This window comes from Streptomyces sp. HUAS ZL42 (genome assembly GCF_040782645.1).
Taxonomy (GTDB): Bacteria; Actinomycetota; Actinomycetes; order Streptomycetales; family Streptomycetaceae; genus Streptomyces.
Map to the genome: position 1 here is coordinate 615178 of NZ_CP160403.1, position 23616 is coordinate 638793.

Below are 23616 nucleotides of genomic sequence, written 5' to 3' on the forward strand. Positions count from 1 at the left end.
CAACCTCATTCCCATTGGCACGATCCAGCCGGTAATTGCCACCACGGTCGCCCGGCGTCACGACGGACGCTTCGCGCGGTGGGCATCCTTCGCGACGGTCAACTCGTAGCGGTCTACGGGTGATCCGGGGCGGAGAAGGCCGCCGCCCTTTCGGATCGGCTGCGGTTCCATGCCTGCTGTGGCCTGTCGGCCACCGCCAGGACCAGCTCGACGAAGTCGGAGCCCCAGCTGTCGACCGTGCCGGCGTCCACCGAGTCGGGTTCGTACTCGATGACGCAGCGGAAGTCGCCCCCGGGAACGACGAGGAAGGTCCAGATGATCACGCCGCGGCGGAACGAGGCGGGCTCCTCTTCCGGCAGGGTCACCGGTTCGACGCTGGTGGTGAAATCAGTGTCCTGGTGGTCCGCCGGCGCACTGATGTAGTTGAAACCGGCCGGCAGGAGCATCGGATCGCCGGGAGGGTTCATCAGGGTGGGGTACATCCCGAGGAGCGACTCGGTGGGCAGCTGGTGCTGCTGGGCCTCGGCGCTCGCCTTGCGGGCACAGAGCATGAGGTCGAGGAAGGTCTTGCAGTCGTCGAACTCCAGCCGGACGGGGACGAGGTTGGCGAAGAACCCGATGGTGTTGTAGTACTCCCTGGCAGGCCGACCACTGTTCACGGTCATCAGCGTGATGTCGGTCTGGCCGGAGATCTTCTCCATCAGCACCATGTACGCCGCCAGGCAGACATGCCAGATGCTGCACCGGTTCCGGGCCGCGCCGGCGGTGACCTTCGCGAGGGTGTCGGGATCGATCGAGAAGTTCCGCACCGCGCTGCGCGCCGACTGGTTCTCGGGGTTGTAAGGCCGGTCGGTCGGCATCGTACACATCGCGGCGCCGGCCAGCTTGTCCTTCCAGTAGCCGCGCGCCTCCGCCGCCTTGTCGCTCTGCAGGAACTCCTGCTCCCAGGAGGCGAACCCGCTGTACGGAACCGGGCTCGGCAGCGTGTGCGGCACCCCGGTCACCCTGGCCCGGTAGCAGGCCGCGATTTCGCTGCGGAGAACGCCGACCGACCAGCCGTCACTGTAGAGGTGGTGGCTAAGGAGGGTGAGCACGGCGTCCTGGTCGTCGAATCGGTGCAGGACGGCGCGCAACGACGGCGCCTGCAAGAAGTCCATCGACTCTTCGTTCACGTCGTGGAGCAGCTCGGCGGCGATCTCGTCGCGGGATCGGCCGGGGGTCTCCGGAACGTCGTGCACGGCGAGCGGGACCGGCATCGGCGGCAGCACTTCCAGAGATCCGTTCATGCCGCTCTCGTCGTAGTGGACCCGGCTGCGCAGGGATTCCTGTCGTGCCACCACATCGTCGAGCGCGCCCTTGAGCGCGTCGACGTTCAGTTCGCCCTTGATGCGAAGCACGTGTGCGCAGACGTGCTTCGGTGAGCGCTGGATGCCCATCGGGTCTTTCTGCCGGGAACTCAGCGGATACATGTCCACGGTGACACTCCAAAATCTGTCGAGCAGGGTCGGGTGATTGCCAGCCGTCAGGTCGTACTCGGCACCGGCCCGTCGTCAGACCTCGGTGCTCAGCGTGTCCAGGAGCCGGTCGAGCTCCGCGACAGTGGGCGCGTCGAAGACTTCGTTCATCGATATCTCCAGGCCGACCGCCAGGCCGACGCGGCTGGCGATCAGCATGGCGTCGATGGACTCGCCGCCCATGATGAAGAAGTCGTCGTCCAGGCCGCACCGGGTCCTGGCGAGCACCTCGGCGAAGATCGTGCACAGCACTTCCTGGCGGGCCGATTCCGGCGACCGGTAGGGCATCAGGCCACGCAGATCAGGTGCCGGCAGCGCCTGCGGCTGCGGCGTCCCGTCGGAGGCCACCGGCATGGCGTCGACGACCACGATCGCCGCCGGCACCGCTGCGCCGGGCAGCGCCCCCCTGAGGTACGTGTGCAGCGCGGCCAGATCGAAGCCGGGGCTGCCAGGCACGACGTAGGCCACATGGACCGGGCCGGCGGGATCCTGAACATGTGTCAGGACGGCGACGTCCGCGAGGTCGGGGTAGGCGGCCAGCACGTCTCGCACGTCCTGGATCGCAGCAACAGCCATCAGTCGCTCACCTTCCATGCAGGCTCCGAGCGTTCCCCCGCAACCTTCGCAGCCCCGGACTCGGCGGCAATCTTCTCAATTGCTCAAATCGAGCCCAGCTCAGGCAATGGAAGAGATGCGCCTCAACCGGCCCACCGGAAGAGTGGTGACCAAGCCTGTGGACGAGTCCGGAACTGGGAGATATCGCGATGGCTTTGCCCAAAGTTGTGTCACGAGATGAATGGTTCGCGGCGCGTCTGCCCCTCCTCGCCAAGGAGAAGGAGCACAGCCGTGTACGGGATGCACTGCATGCTGAGCGGCAGAGCCTGCCGATGTTCCTCGTCGACAAGGATTACGGCTTCGACACACCCGACGGCAAGCGGAGCCTGCTCGAGCTGTTCGACAGCCGGCGACAGCTGATCATCTACCACTTCATGCTGCCGTCCGACACCGGCGGCAGCTTCTGCGTCGGCTGCTCGTTCTGGGTCGACAACATGCCCCACCACCTCGAGCACCTGCACGCCCGCGACACCTCGCTGGCGGTGGACTGCCCGGTGCCCCTGGCCGACTTCGTCGCGCACAAGGAGCGAATGGGCTGGACGGTCCCCGTGGTCTCCTCGTTCGGCAGCAGCTTCTATGACGACTTCAACTTCGAGCTCGTCCCGGGAGCGACGAAGATACCGGGAATCAGCGTCTTCCTGCGCGGCGACGATGACGAGGTCTACTGCACCTATTCGACTGCCTTCCGCGGCACCGATCTCGTCAACAACACCTACAACTATCTCGACCTGACATTCCTCGGGCGGCAGGAAGCCGATCTGCCCTTCAAGTGGGCCTGGTTGCGGTATCACGACCAGTACGAGAACTGAGCCGACCCCCGGGGGCCCGGCCGTTCGCCTGGCACAGGACCCTCAATGTGGCCGGTACCCCGCGGGGTGCCGGCCACATGTCATATCCGGACGTCGGCGCCGATCAGGACTTCAGCACCTCGGCCAGTGCGTCGTCGATGGCGGCCGCGTCCTCGGGGATCAGGCCGAACATGGTGAAGTGCCCCAGCGGGCCTTCGATCACCCGCAGCCGAGCGTTGCGGATCATGGCCGCGTCTCGCTCGTGATCCTCGACCGGGAACAGGAGGTCGTCGCCGAACGCGAAGACGAAGAACTCGGCGGTGATCCGGCCGAGCGCCACCTTCATGTCTCCGCCGGTGCAGAGGCTGACGTCCGCGGCGCGCCACTTCGCCGCCTGGCGGAGCAGGTTGTTCGGATCCATCGGCTGGAAGTGGCCGCGGGTGAATCCCAGGGTGAACTCCTCGGCGGCGGCGAATCCGATCCGGCGCCACACCTCGTCGCGGAAGAACCGGTAGCTGGTGCTGGTCGCGGCCCAGGCCATGGCGTGCCTGCCCAGACCGAGATGCACATCGTCGGAGTCGGTGTAGAAGCCGTCTGCGAACGCGGGATCCGAGCGGAGGAGTTCACACTGCACATCGAGCTGCAGCTGGTTCTGGACCGGGGTCTTCGCGGTGGCCGCGAACACGGCCGCCCGCAGCACCATCTCCGGGTGGCGCACCGCCCATTCGTAGGTCTGTTGACCGCCCATCGACCAGCCGAGCACCGTGTGCAGGGCCGTGATCCCGAACTGCTCGGTCACCAACCGGTGCTGGGCCCGTACGTCGTCGGCGATGGTCACCGCGGGGAAGTGGCCGCGGCCGAACGGCGCCGGCGTGTTGCTCGGCGACGACGACAAGCCACTGCCGAACTGGTCGGGCAGGATGAGAAAGTACCGAGAAGGGTCGAGCGCGCGGCCCTCACCGATGAGCATCTGCATCGAGGCGGACGTGCCCGAGTACATGTGCGGCACGAGCACCGCGTTGTCCTTGGCCGCGTTCAGGCGGCCCAGCGTCCGGTACGCCAACCGCGCGGCGGGCAGCGTGTCCCCGCTGTCCAGCGTGTACGGACCGAGTTCGAAGTACTCATGCGGACCTTGCACCGCGGCAGAATAGTATTCGGCGCCCAATGTGACCTCCCAAGGAATGGCTCCACACACGACTGTCCCGCCGACGGCAGTGACCGTCTTCTCCACCCGTGCGTGCTTCCCGAGCACCGCAATTGAGGAGAATCCGAACCGTCCACCCTCGCCAATAATCGGGAACGCCGTTGTCGTCAGCGGTCAAGGCGTATTGGGTGCCACCATCCACGGTTGCGGAGGATTGATACACATGGCCAGCGCGGCAGAGGAACTCGATGCGGTTGTGGTGGGGGCCGGCTTCTCCGGTCTCTACATGCTTCACAAGCTCCGGGAAAAGGGGCTGTCGGTCAGGGTTTTCGAAGCGGGCGCCGACATCGGCGGCACGTGGTACTGGAACAAGTACCCCGGCGCCCGGTGCGACGTGGAGAGCATGGACTATTCGTACTCGTTCGATCCCGAGCTGGAGCAGGAATGGGAATGGACGGAGAAGTACCCGAGCCAGCCCGAGATCCTGTCCTATCTCAAGCACGTCGCCGACCGGCACGACTTGCGGAAAGACGTGGTCTTGCGGACCCGGGTGACGCAGGCGGGCTTCGACGAGAGCACGTCCCGGTGGACCGTCCGGACCGATCAGGGCCACGAGGTGTCCGCGCGGTACTGCATCATGGCGACCGGCTGCCTGTCGGTGCCCAAGTTCCCGGAGGTGCCCGGCCTGGACAGGTTCTCGGGCCCCTGGTATCACACCGGCCTGTGGCCGGACAGCGCCGTCGACTTCAGCGGGCAGCGCGTCGGCGTGATCGGCACCGGCTCGTCGGGCATCCAGGTCATCCCGTTCGTCGCCGACCAAGCCGCCGATCTGACGGTGTTCCAGCGCACGCCGAACTACGTCCTGTCCTCGTTCAACGGGCCCATCGACCAGGACCGGGTCGCCGCCGTCAAGGCGAACTACCGGCAGGCACGCGAGGCGGCGCGGCAGTCCATCTTCGGCATCGCGGTGGACATGCCGACGAAGTCGGCGCTCGAGGTGAGCGACGAGGAGCGCCGGAAGGTCTACCAGAAGGGCTGGGAGCGCGGACACCTGAACGCGATCATCCAGGCCTACACCGACCTGATCTTCAACGAGGAGTCCAACGAGACCGCCGCGGAGTTCATCCGGGAGCAGGTCCGCGCCAAGGTCACCGACCCGGCGACGGCGGCGAAGCTCGAGCCGCGCGGCTACCCGTACGGCACGAAGCGCCCCTGCCTCGACACCAGGTACTACGAGACGTTCAACCGCGAGAACGTCCACCTCGTCGATCTGCGGGAAGAAGCGCTCGTCGAGATCACGGAGACGGGCGTCCGAACCACCGCGGGCGAGTACGCGTTCGACACGCTGGTGATCGCCACGGGCTTCGACGCCATGACGGGCGCGCTCCTGGGCATCGACATCACCGGCAAGGGCGGCGTGTCGGTGCGCAAGAAGTGGCGTGACGGCCCGGACACCTACCTCGGTCTGGCGCTCTCTGGTTTCCCGAACCTGTTCATGATCACCGGTCCCGGCAGCCCGTCCGTGCTCAGCAACATGATCGTCTCGATCGAGCAGCACGTCGAGTGGATCAGTGACCTGATCGACCACATGGCCGCCAACGGCCACTCGGTCATCGAGGCGGACGCCACCGCGGAGAAGGAGTGGACGGACCACGTCCGCGCCGTCGGCGACATGACGCTGTTCCCCAAGGCGGATTCGTACTACGTCGGTGCCAACGTCCCCGGCAAGGCCCGCGTCCTCATGCCGTACGTCGGCGGCGTCGCGGGCTACCGGCAAAAGTGCGACGAGGTCGCGAGCGCCGGCTACGCCGGGTTCGAGCTGCGGTGAGTTGAGCCCCGCGCCGCCGATCGGTCGGATCGGCGGCGCGGGGCACCATCCTGGCAAGCAGGAAGAATACGACCGGCCTGATCGGACCATAGCCTGGTCGCATCCACCTTGCGGAAACGGCTACGAGGGAGCGGATCCTGATGGAGAAGCGTTGTCCCGTGTTGGATAAGTCGGGTCGGGATATCCACGCCGAAGCAGCGACGCTGCGGGCGCTCGGACCGGCCGCCCAGGTCGAACTGCCCGGCGGCGTCGTGGTCTGGTCGGTGACCTCCCACCGCGTCATCAAGGAGCTGCTGTCCAACCCGAAGGTCACCAAGAGCGCACGCAACCACTGGCCGACCTTCTACAACGGCGAGCTGGCGCCGGACTGGGAAATGATCAGCTGGGTGGCCATGGACAACGTGTCCACCTCCTACGGCAAGGACCACGTGCGACTGCGCAAGCTCATCGGCAAGGCGTTCACCCCGCGCCGCACCGAAGCCATCCGCCCGCTGGTCGTCGGCCTGACCACGATGCTGCTCGACGCGCTCGAGGCGGCCCCCGCCGGAGAGGTCGTCGACCTCAAGGAACGGTTCTGCTACCCGCTGCCGGGCATGCTGGTCGCCGAGCTGATCGGCATGGGCGAGGAGCAGCGCGCCGCCACCGCAAAGGTCATCGACATGATGATCGACACCACGGTGACCCCGGAGGTCGCGCAGGGCATCCTGCAGGGCTGGCGCGGCGCGATGGCGGACCTGATCGCCGAGAAGCGCGCCAATCCGGGCGAAGACATCACGAGCGACCTCATCGCCGCCCGCGACGAGGACGGCTCACGGCTGACCGAGCAGGAGCTGGCCGACACCATCTTCGCCATCCTCGGCGCCGGCTCGGAGACCACGATCAACTTCTTCGACAACGCCATCACCGAGCTGCTGACCCACCCCGAGCAGCTCGCGAAGGTCCTGTCGGGCGAGCACAGCTGGGACGACGTCATCGACGAGATTTTGCGCATGCAGTCCCCGCTGGCGAGCCTGCCGCTGCGCTACGCGGCCGAGGACATCGAGCTGGACGGCGTGACCATCCCCAAGGGCGACCCCATCCTGATCAACTACGCCGCGGTGGGCCGCGACCCCGACCTGCACCCGGACAACCCGGGGTGCTTCGACATCGCCCGTGGCAACAAGGACCACCTGTCCTTCGGCTACGGCCCGCACTACTGCCTGGGTGCCGGCATAGCCCGTCTGGCCGCCACGATCGGCCTGTCGGCCCTGTTCGAGCGCTTCCCGGACCTCTCCCTGGCCGTGGCGCGCGACGAGCTGGTGCCTATGCCGACGTTCATCATGAACGGCCATCGCTCCCTGCCCGTCCGGCTGCATGCGATGGCGAGCAGCACGGTGGTCTGATGGTGGCTGTTCAGCTTGATCTAGCGCGGAGCCCTGGGCGTTCACGCCCGGGAGGAAGCGGTTCTTGACGCTGTTCTGACCCGCGCGGGTGCGCGGGTCTGCTCTATGGACCTCAGTCGGGACGTTTCTGGTTCTCGATGTACGCCTGGACGACGGTGAGTGGGGCGCCCCCGCACGAGGCGGCGAAGTAGGACGGCGACCAGAGGTGCTCACCCCACAGGTACTTGCGGATGTGGCCGGGGAACTTCCTGCCGCAGGGGCCGGGCGGAGACACCCCTGAGGGAGCCTACGAGTCGGGAGATGGCGACCCTTGGGCGGGTAGTGCACGAGCAGGTGGACGTGATCGCGTTCGCCGTTGAACTCCCGCAGCTCCGCGCCGAAGTCGCTGCACACGTCGCGCATGACCTCTTCGCGGCGCCGAAGGATCTCGTCGGGTGCAAGCCAACGTTCGGCGAGCCGCTTGGCTAACTCGGAGAAGAAGCCGGTCACTGGGCTGTTGGCCGCATATGCATACCGGTCACCTCGCACCGCGGTACGGGCCCGGCCGGCAGCGAAACCGCTACGCGGTTACAGGCCCCGTCAGGGCAACCGAACGCCTCCTCGTGGGCGCGGCCAGTGCTCCCTCCCGGCAGAGCGCTGCTCAGCGTGCGCAAGCCGCCCACATCGCCGACACCGACCAACTGGCTCAGCAACGCAAATATGGGCTGCCGAGCTCGGGCTGTGTCCTCGATCTGCATTAGTCGGTGCTGATGCCATTCGGACTGCTGCGCGCATTCCAACCGTAGATCAGGAATTTCGGAACACAGCATCGTCAGCGCTAGGCGCTCCGCCGCCTCCATCCGCCCCTCCCCCGCTGGTGCTGGAGAACGTCGTGACGAAAGAGATTGCCTCGACGTCCAGGCTGTACTCCGGGCCAGGAGGCGTTTCGTGTCACGGTCACGGCGCAGAGCAGCCATGCGCGCCTCCGATCGCCGAGCGTTCGAGGCGGAACCGACCGCTCCAAGCTGCTGGCCGGTATGCACACCCACTCCCGGCATGCTCCCGACGTGGCCCTGAACCTGCCCTGCGTTGAGCGCACTTTCTGCTGCCCTAGCCCTGCACACCTGCCGCGGCGCGCGAGGCCGGGCGGCCTCCGTCCACCACGAATACGAAAGAGGGGAAGGGGACATGCCTCGCTGCCCGACCGAACCCTCGACGGGCAGCGAGCCCGGCGCTCTGGCGGTCGCCCGATGGTCTGATCGGCATCCGCCGCGAGACTTGATCCCAACCCCGGGACAGGCGCCACCGGCGTCCAACCAAGCCGCCTGCCCCGGGTCCATCCCAACCCGTACGAGACGAGAGGGAGACCCCCACGGAAGGTCGACCGACTACTTGGTCGAGTGGGGCGAGAAGAACCAGAGTTGCGAGGTGAAGTGGTCGTCGCACGTCGAGGTTTCCGCGAGGTCAAACGTCCGTCGACCGGGCAGCGTATCCAGGTTCAGGCAGGTGTCGCCATCGAGGAGGAACCGGGAGCTGTGCAGCCGGAAGATGTTCTCCCCGTAGGGCTCCACCTCCCAGGTCTGGCGCGTGGAACCGTTGCAGGGCCTCAGGTCGACGCTCACCGGGTTCGGGTCCTGCCCCGTGGACTCGACGCAGAGATCGCTGACCTGGTCGTGCAGCCGTAGCCGGTTGCCATCGAGCCAGTCCAGGCCCCACTCCTCACGGTTGGGAACGGGCGTGGTCCGGTGCGGGTAGGCGCGGAGTGTCGTGTCGGAGATAGCGCGGGGTTCAACGGCGAGCATCCGGCCGGTCTGGAGGTTCTCCAGGCCGGCGGAGCCCTCGAACGCGACCGGCAGGTCCGCGCTCTGGAAGTTCGGTGCGGCTACGGAGTTGTGCGGTGGCGCAAGCATCCAGTGCTGGCCGTCGACCTCGGCGCACGGCTTCAGGGCGAGGCCGAGGAGCCGCGGGTCAGTCGCTGTCTGCACGTCCATGCACTGCCCGGCGGCCAGACTGCGGATCTGGTACTGCTCATTGTCCAGCGAGAGCAGCTTCCACCGCTGGGTGGGCAGGGTGTCGGAGCAGTCGTCCAGGGACATCGTGAACCTGAAGAAACGGTTCGGGTTCGCGCTGAGGCACCTGCCTCCCACCTGGCGAATCCGGACCTGGTCGGATTCGACGAACTCGATGTCCCACTTCTGGTCGTCTTTGCCGGTGCGTTCGTACGTGGTGATCGGTGCGCCGTGGCCGCTTCCCAGGGGGTCCAGCACACCGCCGTTCTGCATGTTCTCGATGTAGCGCGGGCTGGTGAACAGGGGCTGGGGCTCGGCCGCCGCACGCAGGCCGCCGATGCCGACGCCGAAGGTGTGGTCGGAGGTAGCCGCGTCGACCCGTCGTACAGGGTGATTCTGGATGGCGACGGAGCCCACCGCGTAGTCGTACTCCTCCCCGTTCTGGTGGGTGGGTTGCCCGCTGTTGTAGAGGGTGGAACCGGGCGGGATGGGGAAGGTGCCGGGCTCCATGTTGAAGTCGCCCATGACGGTCCAGTTTCGGCCCGGCACCTGGTTCACGAAGTTCGCGATGCTGGCGAGCATGTCCTCCGAGTCGTTGGGCTGACCGCCGAGCGACCGGGCGTGAAAGGTGAAGTACCAGTCGTTGTCGAACCGGACGCCCAGCGCGGCACGCCCGCCAGGGTGGGTGTTGGGCACGGCCCAGACCTCGTCCGCCTCACGATGAGTGACCAGGGCGACGTTGTTGCGGCCACCCGTGTAACGGCCGCCGCGTGGGTCCGTTTGCAGGAAGTAGACCTCGTAGGAGCCGTGCCTGTACTGCCAACGGTGGTGCTGGATGAAGCCCGCCCGGCCGAGGCCTCACGCTGCCGCGGCTGCCGGCAGAGCCCAGTGCATCCCGTCGGCCGACGGCACCAGCCCTCCAGAGCGGACCGGTACCTGCTCGTCGATGGTGCCTCCGGTGGCGGCCTGCACCTGGATGTTGGCTCCAGCCTGCGCGACCGACCAGATCGCCTCCTCGACGTCCTGCCGGTTGCCGTAGGAGTCGGCGTTGACCAGCGCGCGCTCGTCCGAGGAGCCACCGCCGACGAGGGACACGAAGGACTGCAGTTGCGAGGCCGTGCTGCCGGTGACCCTCTTGGCCTTCCAGAAGTAGGACTCCTCGTCGGAGTGCATGTCGTAGAAGGAGACGAGGAAGTCGTGGAAGCGCATGTACTCCTGCCGGTACCGGGCTTCGTACTCCTCGAACAGCGTCTTCTCGTCCATCTCAGACTCGGGCGTCGCGCGCAGGGCGGTGTTGAGCGAGCGCGCGGCGAGCAGTCCGCCGTAGGTGGACAGGTGCACGCCGGAGGAGAACACCGGGTCGATGAAGCCCGCCGCGTCGCCCACGAGCACCAATCCCGGCCGCGAGAACTTCTCCTGGATGTAGGAGTAGTCCTTGCGCACCCGGATCTCGCCGTATGGACCGCTGGTGACCCGCTGGGCGTCGGACAGGAAGTCGGCGATCATCGGGCACTCCGCGATCAGCTCGTTCAGTGCCTGCTCCCGGTCTCCCTGGACGCGGTCCAGCGCTTCGCGGTGCACCACCGCGCCCACGCTGGTGAGCTCGTCGGATAGCGGGATGTACCAGAACCAGCCGGCGCTGAAGGCGACAGCCAGGATGTTGCCGCTGGTCGGGGCGGGCATCCGCTTGCCGCCGGTGAAGTAGCCGAACAGCGCGAGGTTGCGGAAGAACTCCGAGTACTGCCGCTGGCCGCCCACGCGGGAGTGGATGCGGCTCAGGTTGCCTGAGGCGTCCACGACATACCGGCCGCGGAACTCGCGCTGCACGCCCGCGGCGTCGGTGCAGCTGACTCCACAGACCCGGCCGTTCTCCGCGATGACATCGGTGACGGTGTGTTCCTCGTGCACCTCGACGCCGTTCCTTCTGGCGTTGTTGAGCAGGATCTGGTCGAACTTCATCCGCTCCACCTGGTAGGCGGGTGCCGCCGTCCCGGCGAACTGGGGCGAAATGCCGAAGTCGAACGTCCACGGCTCGGGGTTGGAGCCCCAGCGGAAAGTGCCGCCCCGCTTGACCGGAAACCCGGCCTCCTCGAGTTCCTCGGACACCCCGAGCAGCCGGCAGACACCCTGCACGGTGGACGGCAGCAGCGACTCGCCGATCTGGTAGCGAGGGAACCGCTCCTTCTCCAGGAGCACGACCCGGTGCCCTTGCCGGGCCACCAACGTCGCCACCGTTGAACCGCCCGGGCCGCCGCCGACGACCACGACGCCAGTCTCAGTAATGTCTGTCATCGCTTTCCTTCGCTCAGTGCAGGCGGATGCCTGCGACCTTCGACCGCGCCGACGAACTCGGCGCGAGACGGCTGATGGCTGCTGCTACCTGTCCATGACCGCGACGGCTCGCTCGATCGCGATCCGCGCGTGCCACAAGTCGTCGGGCTCCCGAGGGATGTCGAGCACGAATGTGCGGATGCCTCCGTTCAGATACGTGGTCACCGCCTGTGCCACCTCGTCGTGGTTCCCCACCAGGTAGGGGCAGAATGTGTGGTGATACCGGAACGGAACCAGCCAGTACGGCTGCCCCTCCGCCTCGTCGGGGATGGGCACGGAAGCCAGTTGCGGCTGCCAGGACGAGCCACCGGCGGACAGGAGCAGCTTCATTCGCTCGGCTCCTTCCGGGTCGGCCGGAAACCGCTTGTGCGCGATCCGCCATGCCTCGGCCGAGTCGTCCCGTGCGATGATGCCGATGCTGATGCCTGAGCCGAACTTGTTCTTGCGCATGTCAGGGCTCGCGAAATCCTCGGGCAGCACCGGGAACGAGAGCTGGCCCAGGCCCAGTGACTCGCCGGCTTGCAGACTGGCCGCCGACGAGCCGGACACGTACGCCGTGGGCAGCAGGTCGTCGGGCACCGCCGTGGTGAGCCGGGCTCGCCGGACTTTGTAGTATTCGCCCGCGAAATTGGCCATGCCGCCACCGAGCAGCATTTTGACGATCGTCACGTACTCGGTGAGCCGGTCGTAGCGGGCGTCGTGCGACAGGGTGTCCCCCTGGACGGCGAGATCGCGGATGAATCCGCCGCTGACGAAGTTGATGTCGACTCGCCTGCCGTACAGGTGGGCAAGCGACGACACCGCCCTGGCCACCGCGAACGGGGTCTTGTCCAGCGGCTGTACCGCGACGAGCGGTACGAAGGAGGCGGTGTTCGCGATGGCCGCCTGGGCCGCCAACCAGACGTCCATCGAAGTGTTGTCGCTGTACACCAGGGCGCCGCGATAGCCCGCGTCATCCACCCACCCGGCAAGCTCCAGCAGCGTGCGCAGGTGGGAAGTCTGGCCGTGTCCGATACTGGATCGGACAGTTGAGTAGAGGGTGACACCGCTGGTGGCCAGGTCGATCATTTCGTCCCTCCCGCCCTGGGGGCGTGGTTTCGCGGATCAGGGCTGTTCCGTCGCGGACACCGGGATCCGGCCGGCGACGCCGCTGACGGACGGGTCGGCGAGGAAGTCCCGCAGGCTGATGGTGATTCCGAACTGCTCTTCCAGCCGGGCGACGAGCACGGCGGAGAGCAGCGAGTGGCCGCCCAAGTCGAAGAAGCTGTCATCGACCCCGACCCGCTCCACCCCCAGGACCTGGGCGAACAGCTCGCACAGCAGCTTCTCGACGGGTGACGGCTCCCGGCCGGCCCCGGCGGTGAAAACCGGCGCGGGCAGGGCTTTTCGATCCAGCTTCCCGTTCACCGTCAACGGCAGCGCGTCCAGGACCATCACCGCGGAGGGCACCATGTGGCTGGGCAGGACCTGTCCGGCCGCGGCCCGCAGCCCCGCGGGATCCAGCACGTACCCGGCCGCCGACTGCACATAGCCCACCAGCCGCCGGTCCCCCGGCCGGTCCTCCCGGACCACGACGACGGCTTGGTCCACTCCGGGCTGCATGGCGAGCACGGCCTCGACCTCGCCCGGCTCGACCCGGAAACCGCGGACCTTGACCTGCTCGTCGACCCGGCCCAGATACTCCAGCTCGCCGTGCTCCCTCCAGCGCACCAGGTCGCCGGTGCGGTACATCCGCTCCCCTGACCCGAACGGACACGCCACGAACCGCTGCGCGGTCAACCCGGGCTGGTTCAGGTATCCCCGAGCCAGGCATGGCCCGGCCAGATAAAGCTCCCCGGCCACGCCGGGCGGCACCGCTTCCAGCCGGGCATCCAGCACGTACGCTCGCACGTTCCAGATCGGCCCGCCGATCGGCGCGTCCCCTCCCGACAGCGGCGCGCTGATCGTCGTGCACACCGTCGTCTCGGTCGGGCCGTAGGCGTTGAACATCCGCCGGCCCGCCGACCACTCGACGGCCAGCTCGCTGGGGAGGGCCTCACCGCCCACGACCAGACACTCCAACCCGTGCAGGCCTTCGGGTGCCGCCCCGGCCAAAGCAGCCGGTGCCACCACCGCGTGGGTGGCCCGCAGCTCGCGCAGCGTCTCGACCAGCTCTTCCCCGGCGAGCGGCCCCGGCTCGGGAAGGACCAGCGCCGCACCGGCGGGCAGCGACGAGAGCAGCTCCAGCAGCGACATGTCAAAGCTCAGCGAAAGGAGCTGGGCCACCCGTGATTCCGGGGTGATCCCCAGAGTGCTGATCATGAACGCGGACAGGTTCGCCAGACCCAGATGGCTCACCACCACGCCTTTGGGACGCCCGGTGGACCCCGACGTGTAGATCACATAGGCCGGGTGCGCGGGCAGCAGCGGCGCCAGCCGGTCTTGATCGGTGACAGCGCCGCCGTGCTGCCCCGCCACCGCCGCGGCCACCTCGGAGTCATCCAGGACGACCAGTCGGCTCTGGGTGACCAGACGCCCGCCGGCCTGCTGGCTCGTGACCACCGCGACCGGCGCGGCGTCGGTGAGCATGAACTCGATCCGGTCCGCCGGATAGCCCGGATCGATCGGCAGATATGCCGCGCCGGTCTTGGACACCGCCAACACCGCCGCCACCAGTTCCAGTGATCGCGGCAACGCTACCGCCACCACGCGCTCCGGCCCGGCGCCCAATCCCACCAGATACCGCGCCAGGCGACTCGACCACGCATCCAACTCCGCGTACGACCACGACACACCGCTGCTCACCAACGCGACTGCTTCCGGCATACGCGCCGCCTGCGCCGTGAACAGCTCCGGCAACATCGCCGTCGGCACATCCCGTGCCGTTGCGTTCCACCCCGAGACAACCAACTCGCGCTCAGCTGTCGTCAACAGCTGCACGCCGCTGACCCGCAGCACCGGGTCGGCCGCGACCTGGCCCAGCAGCCGCACCAACCGACCGGCCAGCGCCCGCACCGTGGCCTCGTCGAACAGGTCCGCCGCGTACTCCAGCACGCCGCTGATCCCGTCCGGGGTACCGTCCGGCCGGTGCCGCGACCGGAACGTCAGCGACAGGTCGAACTTGGCTGAGCCCGCGTCCAGCGGCACGTCCTGGGCCTGCAGACCACGGACCTCCCACTGCCTGGCAGTGTCGTCATCGGAGGCCAGCATCACCTGGAACAGCGGGTGATGAGCGCTCGAACGGATCGGGTTCAGCACTTCCACCAGCCGTTCGAATGGGACGTCCTGGTGCGCGTAGGCTGCCAGGTCCTGGTCGCGGACCCGGCCGAGCAGCTCCGCGAAACTCGGGTCGCCGGACAGGTCCGTCCGCAGCACCAATGTGTTGACGAAAAATCCGACCAGCTGGTACAGCCTCTCGTCACCACCGCGGCCGGCCACCGGAACACCGATCGGGATGTCGGTACCGGCCCCGGACCGGGACAGCAGAACCGCCAGTCCGGCCTGGAGCACCATGAACAACGTCACCTGATGGGCCCGCGCAAGTTCCACCAGCGCGAGGTGCAGCTCCGCGTCCAGATCCATCGTGATGTGGGCACCGCTATAGGAGGGGTGCGCCGGGCGGGGCCGGTCGAACGGCAGCTCCAGGTGCTCGGGCAGGTCAGCCAGTGCCGACTGCCAGTACGCCACCTGCCGAGCCAGTACGCTGTCACGCTCTTGGTCCCCACCAAGCAGTTCGCGTTGCCACAGCGTGTAATCCGCATACTGCACCGGCAGGTCCGGCCACTGCGGCGCGTGGCCCGCCAACCGTGCCTGGTACGCCTGCCCCAGGTCCCGCAGCAGGACGCTGAGCGACCAGCCGTCGCTGGCGATGTGGTGCATCAGCAGCACCAACACGCACTCGTCGGGACCCAGCATGAACAGCCACGCCCGCACCGGCAGCTCGGCAGCCAGGTCGAACACATGCCGGGCCGCCTGGTCGGTCAGCGCGGCCAGTTCGGACTCGACGGCCTGCACCACCGTGACCTCGGGCACCGCCAGCGCAGCTGGCGTCACCTGCTGGTACGGCTGCCCGTCCACCACCGTGAACGTCGTCCGCAGCACCTCGTGCCGCCCGACCACGTCACGTAACGCCGCGGTCAGTGCGTCCGCGTCCACCTGCCCCCGCAGCCGCCACGCGACCGGCACGTTGTAGGTCGCGCTCGGCCCCTCCGACTGCGCCAGGAACCACAGCCGCTGCTGCGAGAACGACAACGGCAGGCGCTCCGGCCGGTCCGCCCGCACCAGCGCCGGCCACGCTTCTCCGGTCTCGTCCAGCGACCGCGCCAGCGACTCGACCGTCGGGTGGTCGAACACCGTCCGGATCTCCAGCTCCACGCCGAGCACCGACCGCACCCGGCTGATCAGCCGGGCCACCAGCAGCGAGTGCCCTCCCAGATCGAAGAAGCTGTCATCGACCCCGACCCGCTCCACCCCCAGGACCTGAGCGAACAGCTCGCACAAGATCCCTTCGGCGGGGGTGGACGGCTCCCGGCCGGCCCGGCCGGCGAAAACCGGCGCGGGCAGGGCTTTTCGATCCAGCTTCCCGTTCGCCGACAACGGCAGCGCGTCCAGGACCACCACCGCGACAGGCACCATATGGACGGGCAACACCTGAGCCGCGGCGGCCCGTATCGCGACCGGGTCCACCTGGCTCCCCGCCGCGGGCACGACATAGCCCACCAGCCGCCGGTCCCCCGGCCGGTCCTCGCGGGCCACCACCACGGCCCGGCCCACCCCGGGCTGCGCGGCCAGCACCGCCTCGATCTCGCCCGGCTCGATCCGAAACCCGTGGACCTGGACCTGCTCGTCGACCCGGCCCAGATACTCCAGCTCGCCGTCTTCCCGCCAAGACACCAGGTCGCCGGTCCGGTACATCCGCTCCCCGGACCCGAACGGACACGCCACGAACCGCTGAGCGGTCAACCCGGGCTGGTTCAGGTATCCCCGAGCCAGGCATGGCCCGGCCAGATAAAGTTCCCCCGCCACCCCGGGAGGCACCGGTTCCAGCCGACCATCCAGCACGTACGCCCGCGCATTCCAGATCGGCCCGCCGATCGGCGGCGCATCTCCTCCCGACAGCGGCCCACTCATCGTCGTGCACACCGTCGCCTCGGTCGGGCCGTAAGCGTTGAACATCCGCCGGTCCGCCGACCACTCGGCGGCGACTTCGCCCGGGCAGGCCTCACCGCCGACCATCAGGCATTCCAACTCGGACAGCTGCTCCGGAGTCGCGCCGGACAGGGAAGCCGGCCCGACCAGGGCATGGGTGGCGCGCAGCCCGCGCAGCGCGTCGGCCAGCACCTCCCCGGCCAGTTGCCGCTGTTCCGGCAGGACCAGCGCCGCACCGGCGGGCAGCGACATGACCAGCTCCATTACGGCCGCGTCGAAACTCAGCGAGGCCACCTGCCCGACCCGCGATTCGGGCCCGATCCCCAAGGTGTCGATCAGGAACGCGGACAGGCTCGCCAGACCCAGATGGCTGACCACCACGCCCTTGGGGCGCCCCGTGGACCCCGACGTGTAGATCACGTAGGCCGGGTGCGCAGGCAGCAGGGGCGCCAGCCGGTCCGCGTCGCCGACGCTGCTGTCCGGCAGTCCGGCCACCGCCGTGACCACCTGCGGGTCGTCCACATGGATCACGGTCACGCCCGCCACGTCCGGCAGGCGCGCGGAGGTGGCCCGGTCAGTGATCAGCAGGCCCGGCGCGGCGTCGGTGAGCATGAACTCGATCCGGTCCGCCGGATAGCCCGGATCGATCGGCAGATACGCCGCGCCGGCCTTGGACACCGCCAACACCGCCGCCACCAGTTCCAACGACCGGGGCAACACCACCGCCACCAGCCGCTCCGGCCCGGCACCCGACTCCACCAGATACCGCGCCTGCCGACTCGATCGCGCGTCCAACTCCGCGTACGTCCACGACACACCGGCGCACACCAACGCCACCGCGTCCGGCGTCCGCGCCGCTTGCGCCGTGAACAGCTCCGGCAACACCGTCACGGGCACATCCCGCGCCGTGTCATTCCACCCCGAAACAACCAACTCCGGCTGGAGGCCCATCTCCGTCATGACCGTTCGGCTTGGACAAGGCTGTTGGGGCGCATGTCAGTCCACTGCGCTTCGACATACTCGAGGCAATTCGAGCGCGAATCCACGTCGTGCGCAGTGACCCAGCCGGCCGGAACGGCGATGCCGGCGGGCCACAGGCTGTACTGCCCTTCGGAATTCACCAGGACCAGGTACAGGGCGTCAGGGTCCTCAAATGGATTAGACACGGAAACCTCATTCCCATTGACTATCAGATTCCTGGTGTGCCGAGTCGCAAGTGGTGGTGGAGTTGTCCGATCGTGAACGCGGGGTGCTGGGGGGCTGGTTGCGCAAGCGGACGGCCGGTCGGGCGCTGGTGTAACGGTCGAGGTTCGTGCTGGCGTGTGCGAGGCCGGCCGAATGTGGGTGGACAAGCCGCGGTCGGGTGCCCCGCGGAAGATCACGGACGAGCAGGTCGAGTCCCTGGTCGCCCATACCCTCGGCCAGAAGCCACCGTGCGGTGATGCGCACTGGTCGACTCGGTCCATGACCGATGCGACGGGCATGTCGCAGTCCGCTGTCTTTAGGAACTGGCGGGCCTTCGGGCTCAAGCCGCACATCGTGCAGATCTGGAAACCGTCCACCGATCCCGAGTTCGTCACCAAGGTCCGCGACGTGGTGGGGATCTACTCGTCCCCCCCGGCGGATGCGCTGGTGCCGGCGGTGGACGAGAAATCGCCGCTCCAGGCCCTGGATCGCACTCAGCCCGTGCTGCCGCTGGCACCGGCCACGCCGGCGCGGATGACGCACGACTCCGTCCGGCGCGGCACCACCAACCTGTTCGCCGCCCTGGACATCGTCTCCGGCTCGGTCATAGCCCAGCGCTACCGGCGCCACCGGCACCAGGAGTTCCTGCGCTTTTTGAAGACCATCGACGCGGCCGTCCCCAGGGAGCGCGACCAGCGCCTGGTCCTGGACAACTACGCCACCCACAAGACCGAAGCGGTCAAGAAGTGGCTGCTGTGCCACCCGCGCTTCCACCTGCACTTCACCCCGACCTCCGCGTCCTGGTTGAACCTCGTCGAGCGCTGGTTCGCCAAGCTGACCTGCCGCAAACTCCGCCGCTCCACCCACCGCAGCGTCGTCGAGCTGGACGCGACATCCGTGGCTGGATCAACGAGTGGAACAAGGACCCCAAGCCGTTCACCCGGACCAAGACCGCCGCCGACGACATCCGCGAAACCGTCGCCGCATACTGCACACGAAACAACGATTCAGGACACTAGAGCGACGTTTCTTGCTGCGCCTTGACGCTGTCATAAAGGTGCCTGATGTTCGAGCTGCCGAACGAGGTCGCACCGACCCGCTCGATGATCTCCAGGAAGATGGTGTTCCTCGGGTGTACGGACTTGGCGAAGATCTGGTACAGCTGGCCGTCGTGGTCCTCGTCCACCAGGACGTTCAGATCACGCAGCTCATCGACGGGATGCCTAAGCTGCTTGACCCGGTCGGCGAGCGCGGAGTAATACGCAGCCGGGGTGGTCAGCAACTCGATGCCGCGATTGGCGAGCCGCCGCACGGTGGTGAGGATGTCCGCGGTGCTGAAGGCCAGGTGCTGCACGCCTGGACCGTCGTGTTCTTTGAGGAACCTGTCGATCTGGCCTATTGCCATACGCGTGTCCGCCTCGATGAGAGTGAACGTGACAGCACGCGACTTGCTCTGGACCACCTTGATGATCATCCCCTGGTCACCGGTGACGATCCGCTCGGTGAGGGTGAGGTCGAAATCCAGCGTCCGCCGGTAGTACTCGACGGTCTCGTCGAGCCGGCCCGGTTCGACGCAGACCGCGAAGTGGTCCACCTTGAGCAGCCCGCTCCCCGGGACGGAGCCGTGGCCCGGCACCGCGACGAGGCCGCGCACGTCGGCTACTGTCGATCCGTCCGGTCGCTGGATGAACGTGTGCGTCACGTCGCCGAAGCCGGCGACCGCCGCGGTGGTCACCGCTCCCTGGGTGACCGGCGCCGTGACCGGCCGCACGCCGCGCCGCACGGCCTCGGCGAACGCCCCGGCGGCGTCCGGCACCCGGATGCCGATGTCACCGACACCGTCCCCGTGCTGCTCTGCGTAGTCGCGAGCGGGGTGGTCCTCGCTCGACTCGGTGAGCAGCAGATCGATGCCGCCTTGCCCGACGTTGACCGACCGTGTCGCTCCGCCTGCCGGGCCCGACTTCGCGCGCACGGCGAAACCGTAACCTTCAACAAGCCAGGCGAGACTTCGTTCGATATCTTCCACATAGAACTCGACATAGTCGATCTCCATATGCTGAAGAGCGTTCTTCACGGTCTCTACCTCCACCTGCGAGCATTTGGCACCCGGGCATCCCGCTCCAGCGAGCTACTTCAAGAATCACAGTGCCGGACCGACGCTGTCGTCTTTCATGTTGCCTGCGTCAATAAAAATGACAGCGGGTCATGCATTCTCTGCGACAAGCCGGGAAAGCCGTTGCACGCCCTCCGCGATCTGTTCCGGCATCAGGTAGCTACAGGACAGCCGGACCGAGTGGTCGCCGCCGTCGACGTAGAAGAACCTCATCGGCGTCCACAGAACGCCGTACTGCTCCGCGGAGAGTTCGAGAAGTATCTCGTCGGCCCGGAGCGGCAGGTCGACGACCGCGAAGAATCCGCCTCTCGGCACGTTCCACCGCACCGCGCCTTCGCCGCGCTCGGATTGCGGGAAGTGCTTCTCCAGCGCGGCGAGCATGGTGCGCAGGTTGCTCCGGTAGAACGCGATCTTGTCCCGGTTGGCGGCGCGCAGGCCGCAGCCTGACTCGACCAGGACGCCGCCGATGACGGCCTGCGAGATCGCGGAGGTGTTCACGGTCAGCATGCTCTTGACCGCCGACATCTCGTCGGCGAGCAGGGTGCGCCGGCCGTTCTCGCCGACCACGGTCTGGTCGGCGACGAGGAAGCCCACGCGGGCGCCGGGGAAGCAGGACTTCGAGAACGATCCCAGATAGATCACGCGTCCGTCGGTGTCCAACGACTTCAGGGTCGGACGCGGCTCGTCATCGAGTCCGAACAGGCCGTACGGGTCGTCTTCGAGCAGCAGCAGGTCCTGCTCGCCGGCGATGTCGAGCAGCTGGCGGCGGGTCGCCACGGGCAGCGAGACGCCCGAGGGGTTGGAGAAGTTCGGCACGAGGTAGAGCGCGCGGGGGCGTTTGCCGGCGGCGCGGACCGCACGCACTACCTCGGCCACGGTCTCCGGCGCGAGCCCGGCTGGAGACTCCGGCACGGGCACCACCTCGACGCCGAGGATCCGAGCCGCACCGTTCAGCCCGACGTAACAGGGCTCGACTGCGAGGACAACGTCCTCGGGGCTCGTACACAGCGCCCGCAGCGCGATGACCATGGCCTCCTGGCAGCCCGCTGTGACTATCACCGATTCCGGCGCCACCACGATGCCCTCGTCGATCTCGAGCATCCTGGCGATCAGGGTGTGGAGTTGGCCGTTGGTTCGCCCGTACTGGAACAGCAGACCGCGCACCTGCGCCTCGGAGAGTCCGTCGGCGCGGAGATGGTTCAGATAGGCCTCAAGGTAACGCTGCACGTCTTCGGTCGAATAGAACCCGTCGTAGGGACGGCCCGCAGCCAGCGAGATCGCGTTCGGGAACCGGCTCGCGACCTCGTTGAGGAAGTTCATCGAGGTCGCGGCCGGGTCGGACACCGAGACGTGCAGGTCGGCACGGGACAGCTCAACCATGGTTCGCCGATCCGGTCACGGCCAGCGTCGTCAGCTCCACCAGCCGGGTGCCGACGTCGATGACGGGCCGGTCGCAAACGGCAGTGATCAGCGGCAGGAGCGCGGTGAAGTGCGTGCAGGCCAGAATGACGGCGTCGAGGTCGAGGTGCTGAGCCAGGCGCAGGGTGGTCGGCAGGTGCGAGGCGGTGAAGGCCGCCTCCACGTCACCGGCCTCGATCCCGCGCACCAGCGCGGAATCCGAAACGCCGAGCATCCTGTGCTGGGGGGCGATCCGCAGGGCGGTCCGCTCAAAGCCGAGGAGGGCCTGGGCGTTTCCGGTGACCACCAATGACGACCCCAGCTTCGGCAGCAGTTCGCCGTAGACGGTGACCGGTGAGACGACCGGCAACACCGCACCGTCATGGTTCACCACCGCGGACATGGAGTTGCAGAACAGCATCGCCAGTTCGGTCCCGCCCGCCCGCAACTCGGCGAGGCGCTGATGGAACGAGGCCGCCAAAGTGCCGGGGTCGTGGTACTGCAACCAGTCCTGCTCGTCGGGCGACGCCGCCATGGGGTACGGCTGCGCGGCCAGCCCCTCGGCGCGCAGCAGTTCGGCGCCGAGCCCCGTGTCGTACGGGGTGCCGGCGATGACCGCCACCGCGGGCCCTGTGCCGCCCATCATCATGGGATCACCGTCCTCGCGACATCCGTTTTGTTCGATGCTCGCAGCCGGGACGACGGCCGCCGCCTTCCAGCTTGCGGCCAGCCCGGCGCGATCACCTTGCCGGGGTTGAGGATCCCGGACGGGTCGAGCGCGGCCTTCAGCGCCCGGTGCACCCGCATTCCGACGGGGCCGAGTTCGCGGGCGAGCCAGTCCCGTTTGAGCATGCCGACGCCGTGCTCACCGGTGCAGGTGCCGCCCAGCGCGAGGCCCAGCTGCATGATGTCGTCGAACACCCGCCGCCCACGGTCCATGCTGGACGGATCCGCCCGGTCCACCACGATGACCGGGTGCAGGTTGCCGTCTCCGGCGTGCCCGACCACTGCGACCAGGATGCCGTGTCGTGCGGAGATCTCCTCGACGCCCGTGACGAATTCGGCGATCCGCGTTCTCGGCACCGCGACGTCGTCGACCACGAGGCCACCTCGGCCGCTGGGAAACGCCTGCGTCGCAAGGCGTTCCATTGCCGGATGGGCCAGCCGGCGGGCGGCAGTCAGCGCCTGCGCCTGCTCCGCGTCCTCGGCCACATACAGTTCGCTCGCCCCGGCGGCTTGACAGCAGTCTGCGATCGCGGCCAACTCGGCCCCGGCACGGTCGCCTGTGTCGGTCGCGATCAGCAGCATTGCCGCGGCCGTACCGGGAAGGCCCATCGGCCGGTAGGCCTCGATCGCCCCCAGGTGCACGCGGTCGAGCAGCTCCAGCATGCTCGGGACGTGGCCGGCGGCGGTCACTGCCGCCACGGCGCCGCAGGCGGCCGCCACCGTGGGGTACAGCGCGACCAGGGTCCGGGCCTCCTCGGCAGCGGGCCGGAGCCGAACAGTGATCTCGGTGATGATGCCGAGCGTGCCCTCCGCGCCGACGAACAGCCGGGTCAGGTCGTATCCTGCGACGCCCTTCACCGTCCGGCGGCCGCAGCGCAGGATCTCGCCGTCGGCGAGCACGACCTCCAGGCCGAGCACGTACTCGCCGGTGACGCCGTACTTCACACAGCACATCCCGCCCGCGTCCGTGGAGACGTTGCCGCCGATCGTCGAGGACTCCCAGGAACCCGGATCCGGCGGGTAGGCGAGGCCGTGCTCGGCGGCGGCGCCGCTCAGGTCGGCGTTGACGACGCCCGGTTGCACGACCGCGATCCGCTCCGCCGGGTCGATCTCCAGGACCTGGTTCAACTCGGTCAGCGACACCACCACGGCACCGTCGACCGCGTTGGCTGCACCGGCCAGCCCTGTGCGCGCACCCTGCGGGACGACCGGCACACCGTGTCCGGCGGCTACCCGTACGGTCGCGGCGACTTCGGCGGTGTCCCGCGGGCGCACCACGGCCAGCGGCGTGCCCGCGGCGCACAGGTCAGCCTCGTCGCGGCGGTGAGCGGCCAGCAGATCCGGGTCGGTGAGCACGCGATCGGCGGGCAGCACCGCCAGTAGCTCTTCGACTGTGGCATCCATTCCCGCACCGTAACGAGACGCACGGGCAGGACTCCATCCGGCAATGCGAACACCGCATTCCGAAAGATGGGCA

15 protein-coding genes and 2 pseudogenes are annotated in these 23616 nt (G+C 68.0%); 4 read left to right on the forward strand and 13 right to left on the reverse strand.

Translation table 11 applies throughout. The features are described from left to right. Positions 1-113: 113 nt before the first annotated feature. Positions 114-1469: a condensation domain-containing protein gene (locus ABZO29_RS02940; protein WP_367326033.1), complete on the reverse strand. Its 1356-nt coding sequence runs from the start codon at positions 1467-1469 to the stop codon at positions 114-116. Between the two features lie 81 nt (positions 1470-1550). Next, on the reverse strand, positions 1551-2090 hold the full coding sequence (locus tag ABZO29_RS02945; RefSeq protein ID WP_367318536.1) for a phosphopantetheine-binding protein: 540 nt from the start codon (positions 2088-2090) through the stop codon (positions 1551-1553). A 188-nt stretch (positions 2091-2278) separates the two neighbouring features. Between ABZO29_RS02945 and ABZO29_RS02950 the strand changes: the two genes are divergently transcribed. After that, a complete protein-coding gene (locus ABZO29_RS02950) occupies positions 2279-2938 on the forward strand; it encodes a DUF899 domain-containing protein (RefSeq protein WP_367318537.1) in 660 nt (219 codons plus the stop codon). Positions 2939-3041: 103 nt separating this feature from the next. Here ABZO29_RS02950 and ABZO29_RS02955 read toward each other — a convergent pair whose 3' ends face one another. Beyond that, positions 3042-4055, reverse strand: a complete 1014-nt coding sequence (locus ABZO29_RS02955; protein WP_367318538.1) for an alpha/beta fold hydrolase — start codon at positions 4053-4055, stop codon at positions 3042-3044. Between the two features lie 229 nt (positions 4056-4284). Here ABZO29_RS02955 and ABZO29_RS02960 point away from each other — a divergent pair, with 229 nt between their 5' ends. Together ABZO29_RS02960 and ABZO29_RS02965 are read left to right on the forward strand one after the other, a co-directional pair. Beyond that, the gene (locus ABZO29_RS02960; protein ID WP_367318539.1) at positions 4285-5889 is read left to right on the forward strand and encodes a flavin-containing monooxygenase; all 1605 of its coding nucleotides are present in this window, start codon (positions 4285-4287) and stop codon (positions 5887-5889) included. Between the two features lie 158 nt (positions 5890-6047). Further along, complete coding sequence (locus tag ABZO29_RS02965) at positions 6048-7271, forward strand: cytochrome P450 (protein WP_367318540.1); 1224 nt, start codon at positions 6048-6050, stop codon at positions 7269-7271. A gap of 112 nt (positions 7272-7383) precedes the next feature. Here ABZO29_RS02965 and tnpA read toward each other — a convergent pair. The 6 genes and pseudogenes from tnpA to ABZO29_RS02995 form a co-directional block, all read right to left on the reverse strand. Then, positions 7384-7664, reverse strand: a pseudogene (gene tnpA, locus ABZO29_RS02970) (IS200/IS605 family transposase); the annotation flags it as partial. Positions 7665-8638: 974 nt separating this feature from the next. Then, complete coding sequence (locus tag ABZO29_RS02975; RefSeq protein ID WP_367318541.1) at positions 8639-9955, reverse strand: ricin-type beta-trefoil lectin domain protein; 1317 nt, start codon at positions 9953-9955, stop codon at positions 8639-8641. Between the two features lie 162 nt (positions 9956-10117). Then, on the reverse strand, positions 10118-11551 hold the full coding sequence (locus tag ABZO29_RS02980) for a tryptophan 7-halogenase (RefSeq protein WP_367318542.1): 1434 nt from the start codon (positions 11549-11551) through the stop codon (positions 10118-10120). Between the two features lie 84 nt (positions 11552-11635). Then, the gene (locus ABZO29_RS02985; protein WP_367318543.1) at positions 11636-12658 is read right to left on the reverse strand and encodes an LLM class flavin-dependent oxidoreductase; all 1023 of its coding nucleotides are present in this window, start codon (positions 12656-12658) and stop codon (positions 11636-11638) included. A gap of 36 nt (positions 12659-12694) precedes the next feature. Beyond that, complete coding sequence (locus ABZO29_RS02990) at positions 12695-17608, reverse strand: amino acid adenylation domain-containing protein (protein ID WP_367318544.1); 4914 nt, start codon at positions 17606-17608, stop codon at positions 12695-12697. 65 nt (positions 17609-17673) lie between these two features. After that, positions 17674-17883 carry an MbtH family protein gene (locus tag ABZO29_RS02995; RefSeq protein WP_367318545.1) on the reverse strand — a complete coding sequence of 70 codons (210 nt, stop codon included), beginning with the start codon at positions 17881-17883 and terminating at the stop codon, positions 17674-17676. A gap of 50 nt (positions 17884-17933) precedes the next feature. Between ABZO29_RS02995 and ABZO29_RS03000 the strand changes: the two are divergent. Continuing rightward, positions 17934-18921 (forward strand): annotated as a pseudogene (locus ABZO29_RS03000) (IS630 family transposase). Here the strand turns inward: ABZO29_RS03000 and hppD are convergent. From hppD to ABZO29_RS03020, 4 genes are all read right to left on the reverse strand, one after another. Then, positions 18918-19976 carry a 4-hydroxyphenylpyruvate dioxygenase gene (hppD, locus tag ABZO29_RS03005; protein WP_367318546.1) on the reverse strand — a complete coding sequence of 353 codons (1059 nt, stop codon included), beginning with the start codon at positions 19974-19976 and terminating at the stop codon, positions 18918-18920. The pseudogene ABZO29_RS03000 and the gene hppD overlap by 4 nt on opposite strands. Positions 19977-20105: 129 nt before the next feature. Next, positions 20106-21395 (reverse strand): PLP-dependent aminotransferase family protein, encoded by a 1290-nt coding sequence (locus ABZO29_RS03010; protein ID WP_367318547.1) that lies wholly within the window; start codon positions 21393-21395, stop codon positions 20106-20108. After that, entirely contained in the window at positions 21388-22062 is a 675-nt protein-coding gene (locus ABZO29_RS03015) for a hypothetical protein (protein WP_367318548.1), read from the reverse strand. Before ABZO29_RS03015 ends, ABZO29_RS03010 begins: the two co-directional genes overlap by 8 nt. Continuing rightward, a complete protein-coding gene (locus ABZO29_RS03020) occupies positions 22059-23543 on the reverse strand; it encodes an FAD-binding oxidoreductase (protein ID WP_367318549.1) in 1485 nt (494 codons plus the stop codon). The genes ABZO29_RS03015 and ABZO29_RS03020 overlap by 4 nt, the downstream gene beginning before the upstream one ends. Between the last annotated feature and the right edge of the window lie 73 nt (positions 23544-23616).

Excerpts from the sequence above, each read along its gene's own strand:
- ABZO29_RS02940 (WP_367326033.1), bottom strand. The coding sequence starts at position 1,469 with ATGTATCCGCTGAGTTCCCGGCAGAAAGACCCGATGGGCATCCAGCGC.
- ABZO29_RS02945 (WP_367318536.1), bottom strand. The coding sequence starts at position 2,090 with ATGGCTGTTGCTGCGATCCAGGACGTGCGAGACGTGCTGGCCGCCTAC.
- ABZO29_RS03010 (WP_367318547.1), bottom strand. The coding sequence starts at position 21,395 with ATGGTTGAGCTGTCCCGTGCCGACCTGCACGTCTCGGTGTCCGACCCG.
- ABZO29_RS02985 (WP_367318543.1), bottom strand. The coding sequence starts at position 12,658 with ATGATCGACCTGGCCACCAGCGGTGTCACCCTCTACTCAACTGTCCGA.
- ABZO29_RS03020 (WP_367318549.1), bottom strand. The coding sequence starts at position 23,543 with ATGGATGCCACAGTCGAAGAGCTACTGGCGGTGCTGCCCGCCGATCGC.
- ABZO29_RS03015 (WP_367318548.1), bottom strand. The coding sequence starts at position 22,062 with ATGATGATGGGCGGCACAGGGCCCGCGGTGGCGGTCATCGCCGGCACC.
- ABZO29_RS02950 (WP_367318537.1), top strand. The coding sequence starts at position 2,279 with ATGGCTTTGCCCAAAGTTGTGTCACGAGATGAATGGTTCGCGGCGCGT.
- ABZO29_RS02960 (WP_367318539.1), top strand. The coding sequence starts at position 4,285 with ATGGCCAGCGCGGCAGAGGAACTCGATGCGGTTGTGGTGGGGGCCGGC.
- ABZO29_RS02980 (WP_367318542.1), bottom strand. The coding sequence starts at position 11,551 with ATGACAGACATTACTGAGACTGGCGTCGTGGTCGTCGGCGGCGGCCCG.